The sequence below is a fragment of the Citrobacter sp. LUTT5 genome (assembly GCF_009905315.1).
GTDB lineage: Bacteria > Pseudomonadota > Gammaproteobacteria > Enterobacterales > Enterobacteriaceae > Citrobacter > Citrobacter freundii.
Genome location: NZ_CP047606.1, coordinates 3,907,703 through 3,920,889 on the forward strand (window position 1 = coordinate 3,907,703; position 13,187 = coordinate 3,920,889).

Genomic DNA, 13,187 nt, shown 5'->3' on the forward strand with positions numbered 1-13,187 from the left:
CAATACATCAACATCACAGCCCCAACAGTAGTTGCCTTTCCAGCTGTGGATCCAACAGCGTGACGTGTAATCCCACCAGCCTTACGCCCCGCCCTCCCCGACGTTCATTCCAGGTTTTGCGCGCCGTCGCAATTAAGTCATCTTTACTTAAGCGCGGCCAGACGTGCTCCTGCGTGGTTTGCTGAAAATCATTAAACTTGAGTTTTACTCCCTGCCGGGCGATCAACAGATCCGGTTTTACGTTGGCCAGACGTCGTTCCAGTTCGGGATATAGCCGCTCAATAATCTCCTCACATTCAGCCCACTCATGAATATCTTCTGCCAAAGTACGCTCGACGCCGACTGATTTGCGCAGTCTGTCATTGTTGACGTCGCGTTCATCAATGCCCTGGCTGCGTTCCCACAACACGCGACCAAACTTACCAAAACGTTTGAGCAACATGGCCAGGTCGTATTTCTGAACATCCTCGCAGGTTCGCAACCCCATCGCTTCCAGCTTAGCGGCAGAGACTTTGCCAACGCCGGGAATTTTGCCTAACGGTAATGTTCTGAGAAATTCAGGAACATCGGCAGGGGTAATCACATATTGCCCATTGGGTTTGTTGAGATCGGAGGCTATTTTTGCCAGAAATTTGACCGGCGCAATTCCGGCAGAGGCGGTTAACTGTAGCTCGGCAAAAATTGTCTGGCGGATCTCCTGAGCGATCAGCGTAGCTGAGCCATGGCAGTGAGTGCTGTCAGTCACATCCAGATAGGCTTCATCCAGCGAAAGCGGTTCTATCAGCGAGGTATAGCGGGAGAAAATAGCCTGAATCTGGCGGGAGGCTTCTTTATAGGCCTCGTAACGACCAGGTAATAACGTGAGATGCGGACACAGTTTTAACGCCATTCCGGTCGGCATTGCGCTACGCACACCAAATTTGCGCGCCGGGTAATTGGCCGTGCTGATGACTCCCCGACGTTCACGACTGCCGCCAATAGCAATGGGAATATCACGCAAGGCGGGGTTGTCGCGCATTTCCACCGCCGCGAAAAAGCAGTCCATATCGACATGTATGATTTTGCGCATGACTCACCTCTCACAACACTGTTTAAGTATACAGTATTTTTATGTTGTGAGAAGTCTGTTTATGCCTTACGCCGGACCATTCATGACGAAGCGTGCATCGCACAGGTAACGCACGATGTCCGTGATCTTATGTTCTGCTGGATTACCCGCCGTACTGACAAAAAGTTTATTCACTTTGCGAATCTTTGCCCGCAGCAATTTTTCGATCGTCATCAGGCGAAATGCATCATTTTCCACGCAGAAAAGCTCATAGTCGCCCAGACGTTCTCCACAAATTTCACAATGATTCATCCAGTAACGTAGCCCGGTAGTTTTACTTTTATCCAGATAGTAATTGCTGGCTTTGATGTTCTTTTGTATCTCTTCAGGCAGAGAATTAATGTGGAACAGAAAGGTATTCCGTCGAATAGATTGCCAGCCTTTGCCATCCTGATCTTTTCTGATAAAGCGGGTAAACATCACCCCGTGAATATGGGTGAGCTGGTGGCAGCTCCAGCAGTGCATCTTCGAGGTAATCACCAGATAGTACGGCGCAACGATGTTAAAACTGTCGGTGTTGTAGACATAGTCACGAAGCCCCTCATTTAACACATGAGGTTCGGTGTACCAGATACCTGAAACCGGGTCGAAATGCGCGCCCTGACAAGCCCCATCAGTGACATTATCAGTATGAATATCCAATGGAATAATATGGGTTACATCTATCACATTACCTTCCTGAGGGATAATTTGCCCCCACGTTGCGTGGGGGGCGGAAAACAGAATTAATGAGTGACGGGAACAGAGGGCTGACGTAAAGAAGTCACCTGCTTTTGTTTGTCCAGCTTATCAACCAGTGGCTGAACCACTTTCTCGCCGTGCTGACCAAAATATTGATACAGCGTATCGGAAGCACTTTGCGTTAACACCATGATCTCAATACGGCGGTTGCCTGCGCTTTCCGGGTTTTTCGCATCCAGCAGCATTTGGTCCGCCATGGCGCTAACCTGCATGACTTTATCCTGCGGCATGCCGGCATCTTCCAGCACGCGTCGTGCTGACAAAGCACGGTCGCCGGAGAGATTCCAGTTGTTGTAAATGTTGCTCTTATAGCTCATCGCATCCGTATGTCCGGTAATGATGAGCTTGTTGTCCAGCGAGTCAAACACGGGGGTCAGCTCAACCAGCAGCGATTTAAAGAACGGCATAATTTTGGCGCTGCCGCGTTCAAACATATTCCGGTTCTGGTCATCTTTAATCAGTACGCGCAACCCCTGAGGAACAATCTCCATCTCGAGGTTGGTTTCCATATGTGCGTTGCGGGCAATGACGTTAATATCGGTCGCCAGCTCGCCCAATTCACGCGCTGATTTTTGCTTCAGCAACACCGCTTTTTCATTTACATCCAGCGCTTTTTTGGCGTTATCTTCTGTTATCTTCGCCGTCTCTTGCGGGGTAACCGTTTTATCCAGCTTGTTGCGCGTGACGTTTTTCTTCTGAGCACCCGGCGCTATCGGCTGCTTGCCCAGCTTGTTTAAAGGTGCCATACCGCCACCGTTAAAGATTGACTGGCCGTGCAGCGCCGCCACAATATTTTCTCGGTCAGCCTTGCTGACGCTGTTCACAATCCACAGCGTCATAAACAGCGCCATCATCGCCAGCGTAAAGTCAGCAAAGGCGACCTTCCACGCCCCGCCATGATGACCTGCATGATGCTTTTTAATTTGTCGGCGGATAATGGTGGTTTTCGCGCCGCGATCGCGACGATTTGGCCCCTTCCTCATGCTTATTCCTGCTCCAGCATCGCATTAACCCATGCATCCAGATTGGCGAAAGTGGGTTTAGAGGCCAGATGGAGAAGCTTACGGCCAGCATCGACCGCCAGTAGCGTCGGTTTACCGCCCGCTTGCGCCACCAGCACGGTACGTACGCATTCGAGCAGCGAATGCTCTGCCCGCGCCTGCTGTTCCATGGCGTTTGCCAGCGGGTCCATCAGACAATAACAGATGAATACCCCTAAGAATGTCCCCACCAACGCCGCCGCCACTTTCAAACCGATAAGCGCAATGGAGCCATCGATGGACTGCATGGTGATGATAATGCCCAATACCGCAGCACAAATGCCGAATCCAGGCATCGCCTCTGCGGTACGCTGCAAGGAGCGCGAAGGGGTTAACAAAGATTCTTCCGCGGTATCCAGTTCCTGATCGAGGATCCCTTCCAGTTCATGGGCATCGATTTTACCCATCGCCATTAGACGGAAGTTATCGGCGATAAATGTCACCAGTCGCTTCTGAGTCAGCACCAGCGGGTATTTCTGGAAAATGGTGCTTTCTTCCGGCTGCTCGATATGCTGATCCAGCATACGCAGACCGCCGTTTTGCACCATTTCCAGCAGCTCATACAGGCACATCAGTAGCTGACGCTGAAACTCCGGCCCCATTTTCTTTTTACTGATTACCCCTTTGATCTGGTGGACGATCTCTTTCAGTACATGTACCGGGTTACCAATAATCATCGCCCCCAGACCAGCACCGACGATAATAATAATTTCTGCTGGCTGCCAAATAGCAATTAACTGCCCACCAGCCTCAAAGTAGCCGCCAAATACGCAGCCCAAAACCACTAATAAACCAAAAATCTTTTGCATTACGTCCTCCGCATGTTGATTCGGAATTGTTAATCTGGATATAAACAATCACGAATCTTGTGCGTGATTTTTTTATTCATTTGACAAATTCGGGCTTCGGTCAGCCCTAATACCAGCGCGATCTCTTTTAAATTCATATCGTGTTGGTAATACATTGAGAGCACGAGGCTCTCTTTTTCGCTGAGTTGGCTCAGGGCGTAACTCAACATTTCCTGGGTGACGAATTGCTCCTCAAGCCCCCGCCCTTCGAGCGGTGCAATCGGCATATCGCCATTCAGTAATTCATCCAGACTGGCCAGCGTTTCGGCGCCTTCCAACTGTTGATATTCCTGATAATCCTCAGACGATAATCCCAGCCGGGACAACTCCTCCCATGAGGGTTCATGCCCAAGCTGTGTGCGCGCATCACGAATCAAATCTTTAATCTGATGGTATTTTTGCCGTAACTGGCGAGGCCGCCAGTCGAGACTGCGCAGCTCATCCAGAATTGCGCCACGTATGCGGTGAACAGCATAACCGGCAAAACCTTCGTCTGGCTGACCGTAGCGGCGAATCGCGTTCAGCAATCCCATCAGCGCCGTTTGTTCCATATCCTGCCTGTCCATAACGCAGGTACATTGCGGCGCAAGTTGACGCACCACTTTGCGCACCAAAGGTAGATAAGCCTGTAAATAATGGCTCTCTTGCTTTGGCGTGAGCACGGGCGTCGCATTAAAGTCTTCTGACTCGTAAGCATCCTGTATCATGTTATTTCCTGGCTTGTCGCTTATTGGAACACGACTTTTTTCACCAATATGTCCTTATAAGGTGTCGCCATTTTGCGTTTCGCTAATTCGACTTTCAGATTCTCAAATACTTTCTTTCTGATATCGGAGATCTTCAGCGCCCGAATATCTTCATATTTCATATTCGAAAGCTCATCTACGGTAATACTTTGATAGAGCGGTTCGTCCTTCTTAATTTTTTCAGCATCTTTCTCTGAATCAACGACCATTACCAGCTCAGCGACCATATAGCGATCGCTCCCTTCATCATCATGCAGCGTAACCACCGTTTCCGGCAGGGAGACAAAAATACTGCTGGATTCATCCTGGCTGTCTTCCGCTTCATGGGCAGGAACCTCTGCTGCAGCCGTAGTTCGCTTATTCATAGAATGATAAATGCCCCATCCTGCGCCCCCCGCAATACCCAGAGCCACAACGGAGCTGATCACACACGCGATAACAATTTTCTTCATTTTACTTTTACACTTTGATCAGAACGGATTCATTCCGTTGAAATTGAGGTTCATCATTGAGCACTAATGCCGACGTCACCTCATCCTGTTGATGACCTGACTGCTGTTTTTGCTGCTGCGATTGCCCCTCTGAAGAGACCTGAACATTGACTTCCATGAAGTTCTGCGCCGTCAGGTGCTGGCGTAGGTTCTCGCTAAATTGTTGCAATGAGCGGCAGACATCACTCTGATTTGCGCCGATGTGAACCATCAGCTTGCCTGCATCCAGTTGCACGGCAATTTCAAGTTTGCCCAGCGAAGGGGGATCAAGACGAATGGTCGACACCTGCTGTTGCTGACCAATCTGGAACTGAATTCTGTCTTTAAGCAGCGCGGTGAGTTTCTCCCCGAGCTCCTCCGTTGACATCGTCACTGGCGAGGACGCTTGCGTCGACACGATGTTATGGTCAATCAGCGGATTCACCGGCTGATTTCCCTGCGCCGCGGTATTGAGCAAACTTTGCGTAGAGAGCGCCGGGTTAACCGTCACTCCAGCGTTTTTCCTCTCCACCACCGGGCGAGGACTGGCGTTCTGGGTTGCTTTCACCCGAGCAGAAATTTGTTGGGTGGTCGAGAGTGACGCAGGCTCCGGCGCAATCGCACGCAGATCCTGGGCGGAAAACGTCGCCAGCTTAGCCTGTTGATCCGGAGTTGCTGGCGGCAAATCCTCGCTGAGTGACGCCAATAACGTTTGCAGCTTAGGCGGCAGTGACTTTAAGTCAGTTGTATGCTGCTCAGCAGATGGCGTGGACGTTTTTTCCGGCTGGGCCATGGCGCTCGCCAGTTGGCGCAACAGTGATGACCCAGAATGGGTGGTTTGCACCTGCGCCAGCATTCTCAACATGTCGCCATCAGGCTGCTTTTGTAAATCGGCCGGGGCTGCCTGAGTCGGTTGCGCCAATAGCATCGCCAGCAATGCCTGCATGGCTGCCGGATTCGCGTCGTCTGGTTTATGTGCAGCCGCCGATGTCTGCTGATGACTCAGTTTTGCTCCAATCAGCCGCTCAGCCGCGGCGTTAAGCCCCGACTGGGGTAAAGAAAATGTGCCGCTGCTTGCAGGGGCCGCCGACGCCGAAACAGTCGCCTTTTCCGGTGTGGCCTCTGCCGACGCACTGACCGAGGCCAGTAATACAGGATTCATGCCTTCTCCGAAATTAAATTAACCATTGAATACGCCAACATTCCTTCCTGGTTTTGCTGATGTTTATCCATTCGCGCTTTAAGTTCTTCCGCACGCTGAGTTCGTCGCGCAATCAGCGCTTCAAATGCCGAAAGCATGTTGTCTTTAACCTTGCGCAACGCGCTGACATCCGTTTCCCAGGCTTCATATTCATGAAAAACACGCATTACCTGCTGATGCAAGCTGGGTAGCCGCCGCCAACGCTTTTGATCGAGGGCGTCATTCATCTCTTTTACCAGGGCATAAAGCTGTTGTTGCTGGCGCTCTCTTTCCATCGCCTTACCCCAGTTTTGCCGACAGACCTTCCCAACCTGTGCGCAGATTCGTCAGGATCAGGATCACTTCATCAATTTTTTCTAACGACAATTCACCACTGGCTTCATACAGGCGATAGACGCAGTGGTCATAAAGTCGGGAGAGATTCACCACCAGCTCACCGCCGGTTTCAAACTCCAGCGAGCTGGTTAAGGCGTTGAGAATATCGATGCATTTATTAATGCTCTGCGCTTTACGCTCATAGCGTTTGTTCTCAATGTGGCTTTTGGCGCGTTCCAGTTCATCCATCAAACCGGAAAACAGCACCAGCACCAGTTCTAAAGGCGATGCAGCTGCCGTACGGGCAGCAAGATCCATCTCTTTGTATTGCGAATAACCATCCTGCGTGTCGTACATATTGACTCTCTATTCTTTTACTAAACCGGTCGCTTACATAAACGCGGCCATACTCACTTTCATGGTGTACGTTTCAATCAGCGTATTGGTGTACTCTTCCAGGTAGCGTTCGTAATTGGTGTTATAGGTTTCAGTAAGCTGATCGCTTTCGTCCTGGATTTTGCTCTGCTGATCCTCAATGTTGTCTTCACGCATAGTGATGATGCCGGTACTAGAGTCCAGATAGCTGTCCATCAGGTTATCCATCTGCGCGACCATGCTGTCATCACCGACAAAAATTGACGTCAGACCATCCGGGTTCGCTTCCATCGCTTCGTTAAACTTATCGGAGTCAATTTCTAAATGGCCGTCGGAATCGAGCGAGATGCCATAATCAACAATCGATACGCCGTCATAGTAAGAGTGGGCGATATCGTCAAGTTGGTTGGTTAATGAACTGAGCCCGGCGTCACCCGCAAAAACACCAGGATTAGAACCATCACCGCCATTGCTGGTTAATGAATCTACTGTGTCGACAAGGGTGTTATAGGCATCAACAAAGGTTTGTACTTTTGCCTGTGAGGCGCTGGAGTCTTCTGCCACGGTAATCGTCGTGACATCGCTGGTATCGTCTGGATCGCTGACCTCCGTAAAGGTCATGGTCACACCGGGAATCACATCATCGAAGGTATTACTGCTGCTGGTGATGGCCGGCCCATCCTTACCTCCCAGATTAATTACAGCATCTTGTGGAGTCGTCATCGCAGTTTCCGGACTGGCAATGACCGTGCCATTAACTGTCGCCGTGAAACCACTTTGTGCGCCGGTAGTGTCAGACGTCAGCATAATGGTTGTCTGGCCATCTGTTTTCACCAGCGCAGCCGAAACACCCGGGTTGTCGTCACTACTATTGATAGCATCTACCAGCCCGGTAGCATCGATATAGCCATCACCGTCGCTATCGGCCGTAGAAAGATCGATCTCCATGCTGCTGCCATCTTCCATGGTCAGATCAAACGTACCGGTCGCCTCATAAAAATTGTCTGTCATCTGGAACGTAGACTGCTGACCCTGTGCCAACTTGCTGACATAAAATGAGTACGTTCCCGCCTGCGCTTCCGAGTTGGCAGAAACCGTCGCAGAGTCGTTATTCGATGTCGCCGAAAAGGTCAGTGGACCGTCTGTATCACTGTTCAAGGCATCAATAGCCGACTGGAAATCGGTTAATGCCGTGCTCAGCGAATCCAGCCCGCTACTCTCAGCATCTAACTCTGCCTGCTGTTGTTGCAGGTTGGCGCTCTGCGTGGCGATATCGGCATAAGCTGCGGCTTTCGCCATAGTTCTTGGGTTGATCATGAATAACTCCGTGCGACGTTATCGATGTGATAGCAAAATACATGCCAATATTTTTATATTTTAAATTCAGCAAGTTAAATTATGAGAGGAAATGAATTTTCCCTTATTCAGGAAGGTTTCCTGAAATAGTCTCGACCGCTGAAAGCACAACACCGCCAGTCGGCGGTGTTGTGAATGGCGCAATTTCACCACAGAACAGAATTACTGCAGCAGGCTGGACACCATGCTGGACATGCTGTTGGACTGCTTCAGCATGGTGATGCCAGTTTGCATCAGCACCTGCTGTTGCGTCATGTTGGAGGCTTCCGTCGCGTAGTCGGTATCCATAATGTTACCGATCGCTACGTTAGTGTTGTCCTGCATGCTGGTCAGGTTGTTTGCGGTGTCGTTCAGACGGTTGATAGACGCGCCCAGTTTGGACTGGATCTTGGACACATCGTCCATTGCGGTCTGGATAGTGCTGATCATACCGTTAGCAGAACCAGAAGCGGTCAGCTCAGTACCACCAGAAACACCAGTACCAGCCTGATCAGAAGAGAAAGCAGCACTGACATCTGTCAGATCGTTCACCAGATCACCCAGCTGGCTGGAGATGTCCACGGTCATGGTGTCAGAAGACTCAGCACCCACCTGGAAGGTGACTGCGCTCTGGAACAGACCAGAAACACCGGTATTACTGCCAGATGCCGTACCGAACAGGTTAGTACCACCGTAGGTGGTGTTCTGCAGCATGTCAGACATCTGCTGGCCCAGTTCGTCGTATTCATCCTGCATCGCCTGCAGGTCGTCGCTGTTGTAGGTTCCGTTCGCTGCCTGCGTGGACAGGTCTTTCATGCGACCCAGCACGTCGGTCATTTCGTCAAACATGCTATCTGCGGTCTGCAGCATTGCGGTTGCGTCCTGAATGTTGCTCAGTGCAACGCCCATACCGTCGGATTGTGCGCTCAGGCGGCTGGCAATCTGTTTGCCTGCAGCATCGTCAGCAGAAGAGTTAATGCGGTTACCTGTCGCCAGACGTTCCATCGAAGTAGACAGAGATGCGCTGCTTTTGTTGATAGCGTTTACAGCTGCCATTGATGCGGTATTAGTATTAATCGATAACATGGTACTGCTCCTTGGGAATAATCGTTTTCGTTTCGATACTCAGTAAAAACGACCACCCGTTCGGAAAACTTAAAGCGCTGCGGAAAAAATTTTTATGAGCCCACAACTTCATTAGCTAAAGAGACAAACATCCCGCCCATCTATTTTAGCTTTCCGTGCTTAAGCACTCTAAAAGGCATCACTTAAGCAAGAACTCACCCATAATTTAATTAAAAGATTATTAGAAACATCTAATCATGGGTTGATTGATTACACACTTTCAAGGTTAACTTTATGATAAAAATAAGATTATACTTATCTGCAAATCTTTTTAGGTGCTACGCCCAATGTTTATCTTACATTTAGTTGCAAATAGCCTGTATTTTTATATTGTGAGTCTCGGACACTTTCGTTACATTTCAAATCCTTTTTGAACAGCATAAAAAACACTCAACAGCGATTCGGCTACAGCTTCACAGCCAGAAAGACACTTCAATTTTTCCAGAATTTTAATGCACTGATTTTTAACGGTGTGATACCAGGGATATAAAATCTTGCACGGGTACACAAAACGATGAGTATCGTAGTCAACAACTGGCGGATGGATTCCTCGCTTAACGCGCTAATCCATTGTGAAACAGGCGAGATACGTCGCCTGGGCGAATACCATTTTATTCTTTTAGAGACATTAGCGAAAAATGCCGATGTGGTTTTATCTCGGTCGTATTTAATGAGCGCAGTGTGGAAGAATCGTATCGTCGGTGGAAATAGCCTACCAACAGCGGTTCATGCCCTACGTGTTGCTATCGATGATGACGGCAAGCAGCAGGAAATTATAAAAACCATCCCAAAAAAAGGGTATTTATTTAATAAAAACTACCTGACTGAAACTATTGACTATAATGAACCAGTGGTGAATGACTGTCCCATTGATGAAACTGAGAAACGTACCGAGGTTGTTGAGACCCTTGTGCTTGATGAAACATCTCCATCAACAGCCTATGGGGAAATACCCTTACTTAACAGTCAACTACTAACAAGAAACCAGAGAAAAATGACCATCAGACGGCATCCTTACCGAGCCGTTCTGATTACCTTACCCGTTATCGTTATCGCGCTGTCGTTGTTTATTTTAATCTCTTATTTTAAAGCACCGTCTGTCACTAAAATGGAAGAAGCTCCACAACTGGTTAAAGAGACGCTTGAAAATGCCAACCGTGTTACCGTATATCAACTTTACGACTCAGGAGAGAATAAGAAATCGTCATCGTTTGTTTCACCGCATATTCTTCCCGGTATAGAGCAACTCAACCCACTGTTGGTAAGCCATGACGCCTCGATGACTTTGTATTATCGGGTCTCACTGAACAAACTTGCCCTTGATATTGTGCTTAGCAATCAATGCAATGACAAATGGCAGTTAGCCCTAAGCTTTGACAACTGGCTAAATAAAGATAATGAAATGAATGGTATTTTAATTAAAGAAGTGGAGAAAATGTTAAATGAAATACCAAAATGCAAATAATTTCTTTTTCCCTGGCCTGTCTGTTTTAACGCTATTTTTCACTTTTATCGCGCATGCCCACATTGAAAATACGGTTATTGCCAATTACGATCTTAATACTGGCAAAAACGTACATTATGAACTCATTACGAGTCCACTGAACAAAAACATGACCGTCACTCTCATCCCGTTGGAGCAAAATAACAAAATGTCATCAACGTTTAAGATCGCATCGTGTATAAATCATTCTGCAGGTTTATCTAAACAGGGGGAGTTTCACTTTAGCACTACCAAAACCGATCAAAACGATTCTCGGCTGGCTAATTTCGGGGTGTTTGTCTCTGAGCACAACTTGCATACGTGGTGGATTCATTTAAACCCGCAGCAAAATTTGCTCTTTACTCAGGATGTTGGAGGTCTGTTAGTTACAGACCCCGCTACATTTACTTTTTCAACAAAAGCATGCCATATAAATTAGCTTAATAAGCTCCGGACAGTCTGGCTGGAAAGCCGGGCTTGTCCATTTACCGCCTGCGCTAATACCTGATAATTGTGATTAGCATGATCCAGTACTCCACCGAGTGACTCAGAAGCTTTAACCGCACTTTCGGCCTGCGGAAAACGCGCCATCCCGTCAATCAGTTGCCGCGCCTTTTCCTGTTGGGCGGCCATTTGCGCACGCTGATCGCCAATCGCATCCAGCGCCTGCTGTAAAGCATCCTGAGGGCGGTTACTCCCCTGAGATAGCTGTTGCAGCAGCTCTTCTGAACGCGAGGGATCGACGAATGTCTTGAGCGGAGTAAACGTTGATGACTTTGCGTCCATATCACGTACGCTCAGGGTTTGTTCAATCTGCGGCCACTGCTTTTCCGAGGTGGAAAAGCTCAGCGCGCCCTGCCGATCGTGCACCTGTACACCGACACGACGCAGCGCGTTGCTCATCATCATTTTGTACTGACCGGGATCCAGATCTTCACCGACCACCACCGCAGAGTGCTGCGTTTGCCGTCCGTCAGAGACACTAAACATGCGCGAGCTTATGGCATTTTTTTGCAGCATCTGTGCCAGCTCGGGTGAGTGAAAGGTCACTCGCGCTTCACCTTGCAGAACCGGACGCAGCTGCCGGTCAACCGCGCCGCCGGATAATGCCGTTCGTTTATCCAGCCACTGGGTAAGCTCAGCTCCCTTTTGCTGCTGCGTCTGCCCGCCACGGCGCGAGGCATGGCGATAATCCAGCAAATGCTGTTCCAGTTGCCCCAGGTAGTGATCGGCCTGCTGCAGCGTGGTGAGCTGATCGTTGAGCTGCACACTGTAGCGCTGAGGCCGGGTGGTAATAAGCGGTGAGGCCGGGTAATCACTCGCCGTTGCGGGTAACTTTTGACGGACAGGGACATTCTGCGCAACGCTATGCTGTTGTACAGAAGGATTAAGCGCTCCGCTACCGGAGAGTGATGTTGTATTTAAACCGACCTGCATACTATTCCTGGGCTACTGCTCGCTGTTAAATCACACTGAAAAGGTTCAACTCACTCACTTTGGAGTAGGTTTTTAAAGTGGCTTCCATCGCCATTTCCAGACCGGTAAAGGTTATGGAAGCCGGGCCGTAATCCAGATCGCTCAGTTGACCAATCAGCTGATCGTTAGAGGTGGCGATATCCGTTTGCGCGCCGCTCAGCATACTCATCGTATTTTGCGTTTCACCGATGGTGGCAATAGAAGCATTGAGCGAGTCGGAAGCGTCATCCACCGTATTGATGGCATTTTCAATATCGCTTTGCACCTGCGGGTCGGCTGGGTCAACCGACGGATCCTGTAGCTCTTTCGACAGCGACGTCAGGGTGTTCAGCACGTCCAGGCTATCGCCGAAGAAATCACTGACCGCCACGTTGGTATCGACTTCCACGCCATTGGAAACCGTGGTCTGGCGATGATCGCCGTTCCCCTGGTAGGTATAGCTGTCGGTGACGCCATCACCGTCGTCGTCCACGGCGACAATCGGCGGCCGATCGTTGACCGTGCCGCCAAACACATAGTGCCCGTCTTCATCCTGGTAATTTAATGCCGAGACCATCGCTTCGGTCATCGACTGGATATCTTGCCCCAGGCTGGCTAACGAATCGGCGGTATTGGTGCCGTTCGCCGCTTCCAGCAGATCGTCGCGAATCGCCAACAGATCGTTATTCACGCCATCAAGGATCGACTCCTGCTGACTCATGCCCGCCGTCGCGGAGTCAATATTGCTCTGATACTGGTCGAGGGCCGATTGCTGGCGGTTAAGTTGCGTAATACGGGTCGCCGCGATCGGATCGTCAGACGGCAGCAGAATACTTTTCCCGGTCGCCATTTGCTCAACGACATGGGACAGATCGCTGGAGAGATCGTTAAAACTCTGCGTCATGGACACATAAGATTGCTGAGTAGATACACGCATATTCATTC

At 49.6% G+C, this 13,187-nt stretch carries 15 protein-coding genes; 2 read left to right on the forward strand and 13 right to left on the reverse strand.

All coding sequences use genetic code 11. The annotated features are described in order from the left end of the window. Nucleotides 1-13 precede the first annotated feature (13 nt). The 11 genes from dinB to lafA all read right to left on the reverse strand — a co-directional run bounded on the left by dinB (nucleotide 14) and on the right by lafA (nucleotide 9,265). Nucleotides 14-1,069 carry a DNA polymerase IV gene (gene dinB / locus GUC46_RS18820; RefSeq protein WP_130714956.1) on the reverse strand — a complete coding sequence of 352 codons (1,056 nt, stop codon included), beginning with the start codon at nucleotides 1,067-1,069 and terminating at the stop codon, nucleotides 14-16. A 66-nt stretch (nucleotides 1,070-1,135) separates the two neighbouring features. After that, nucleotides 1,136-1,777 (reverse strand): hypothetical protein, encoded by a 642-nt coding sequence (locus GUC46_RS18825; protein ID WP_003838789.1) that lies wholly within the window; start codon nucleotides 1,775-1,777, stop codon nucleotides 1,136-1,138. Between the two features lie 56 nt (nucleotides 1,778-1,833). After that, nucleotides 1,834-2,832, reverse strand: a complete 999-nt coding sequence (gene lafU / locus GUC46_RS18830) for a putative lateral flagellar export/assembly protein LafU (RefSeq protein WP_044714350.1) — start codon at nucleotides 2,830-2,832, stop codon at nucleotides 1,834-1,836. Between the two features lie 2 nt (nucleotides 2,833-2,834). Next, nucleotides 2,835-3,698 (reverse strand): flagellar motor stator protein MotA, encoded by an 864-nt coding sequence (gene motA, locus GUC46_RS18835; protein WP_003843786.1) that lies wholly within the window; start codon nucleotides 3,696-3,698, stop codon nucleotides 2,835-2,837. A 29-nt stretch (nucleotides 3,699-3,727) separates the two neighbouring features. Continuing rightward, entirely contained in the window at nucleotides 3,728-4,444 is a 717-nt protein-coding gene (locus GUC46_RS18840; protein ID WP_016149617.1) for a FliA/WhiG family RNA polymerase sigma factor, read from the reverse strand. Between the two features lie 20 nt (nucleotides 4,445-4,464). Further along, on the reverse strand, nucleotides 4,465-4,935 hold the full coding sequence (gene fliL, locus GUC46_RS18845) for a flagellar basal body-associated protein FliL (RefSeq protein WP_003843790.1): 471 nt from the start codon (nucleotides 4,933-4,935) through the stop codon (nucleotides 4,465-4,467). 7 nt (nucleotides 4,936-4,942) lie between these two features. After that, the gene (locus GUC46_RS18850; RefSeq protein WP_160180605.1) at nucleotides 4,943-6,115 is read right to left on the reverse strand and encodes a flagellar hook-length control protein FliK; all 1,173 of its coding nucleotides are present in this window, start codon (nucleotides 6,113-6,115) and stop codon (nucleotides 4,943-4,945) included. Then, nucleotides 6,112-6,429: a hypothetical protein gene (locus tag GUC46_RS18855; RefSeq protein WP_003843792.1), complete on the reverse strand. Its 318-nt coding sequence runs from the start codon at nucleotides 6,427-6,429 to the stop codon at nucleotides 6,112-6,114. The genes GUC46_RS18850 and GUC46_RS18855 overlap by 4 nt, the downstream gene beginning before the upstream one ends. Nucleotides 6,430-6,433: 4 nt before the next feature. Further along, nucleotides 6,434-6,826 (reverse strand): flagellar export chaperone FliS, encoded by a 393-nt coding sequence (gene fliS / locus GUC46_RS18860; RefSeq protein ID WP_003843794.1) that lies wholly within the window; start codon nucleotides 6,824-6,826, stop codon nucleotides 6,434-6,436. 33 nt (nucleotides 6,827-6,859) lie between these two features. Continuing rightward, a complete protein-coding gene (fliD, locus tag GUC46_RS18865; RefSeq protein WP_160180607.1) occupies nucleotides 6,860-8,161 on the reverse strand; it encodes a flagellar filament capping protein FliD in 1,302 nt (433 codons plus the stop codon). Between the two features lie 201 nt (nucleotides 8,162-8,362). Beyond that, nucleotides 8,363-9,265, reverse strand: coding sequence for a lateral flagellin LafA (gene lafA / locus GUC46_RS18870; RefSeq protein WP_003843798.1), 903 nt, complete (start codon nucleotides 9,263-9,265; stop codon nucleotides 8,363-8,365). Nucleotides 9,266-9,818: 553 nt separating this feature from the next. On the opposite strand from lafA, the gene GUC46_RS18875 reads away from it, so the two are divergent. Both GUC46_RS18875 and GUC46_RS18880 read left to right on the forward strand, forming a co-directional pair. Next, nucleotides 9,819-10,769, forward strand: a complete 951-nt coding sequence (locus GUC46_RS18875; protein ID WP_049001958.1) for a transcriptional regulator — start codon at nucleotides 9,819-9,821, stop codon at nucleotides 10,767-10,769. After that, complete coding sequence (locus GUC46_RS18880) at nucleotides 10,747-11,226, forward strand: hypothetical protein (RefSeq protein WP_057101172.1); 480 nt, start codon at nucleotides 10,747-10,749, stop codon at nucleotides 11,224-11,226. The genes GUC46_RS18875 and GUC46_RS18880 overlap by 23 nt, the downstream gene beginning before the upstream one ends. On the opposite strand, the gene GUC46_RS18885 is transcribed toward GUC46_RS18880, so the two are convergent. Together GUC46_RS18885 and flgL are read right to left on the reverse strand one after the other, a co-directional pair. Then, a complete protein-coding gene (locus GUC46_RS18885; protein WP_130714962.1) occupies nucleotides 11,223-12,224 on the reverse strand; it encodes a flagellar hook-associated protein in 1,002 nt (333 codons plus the stop codon). The two genes, GUC46_RS18880 and GUC46_RS18885, sit on opposite strands and share 4 nt — an antisense overlap. 25 nt (nucleotides 12,225-12,249) lie before the next feature. Continuing rightward, nucleotides 12,250-13,179 carry a flagellar hook-associated protein FlgL gene (gene flgL, locus GUC46_RS18890; protein ID WP_003843804.1) on the reverse strand — a complete coding sequence of 310 codons (930 nt, stop codon included), beginning with the start codon at nucleotides 13,177-13,179 and terminating at the stop codon, nucleotides 12,250-12,252. Between the last annotated feature and the right edge of the window lie 8 nt (nucleotides 13,180-13,187).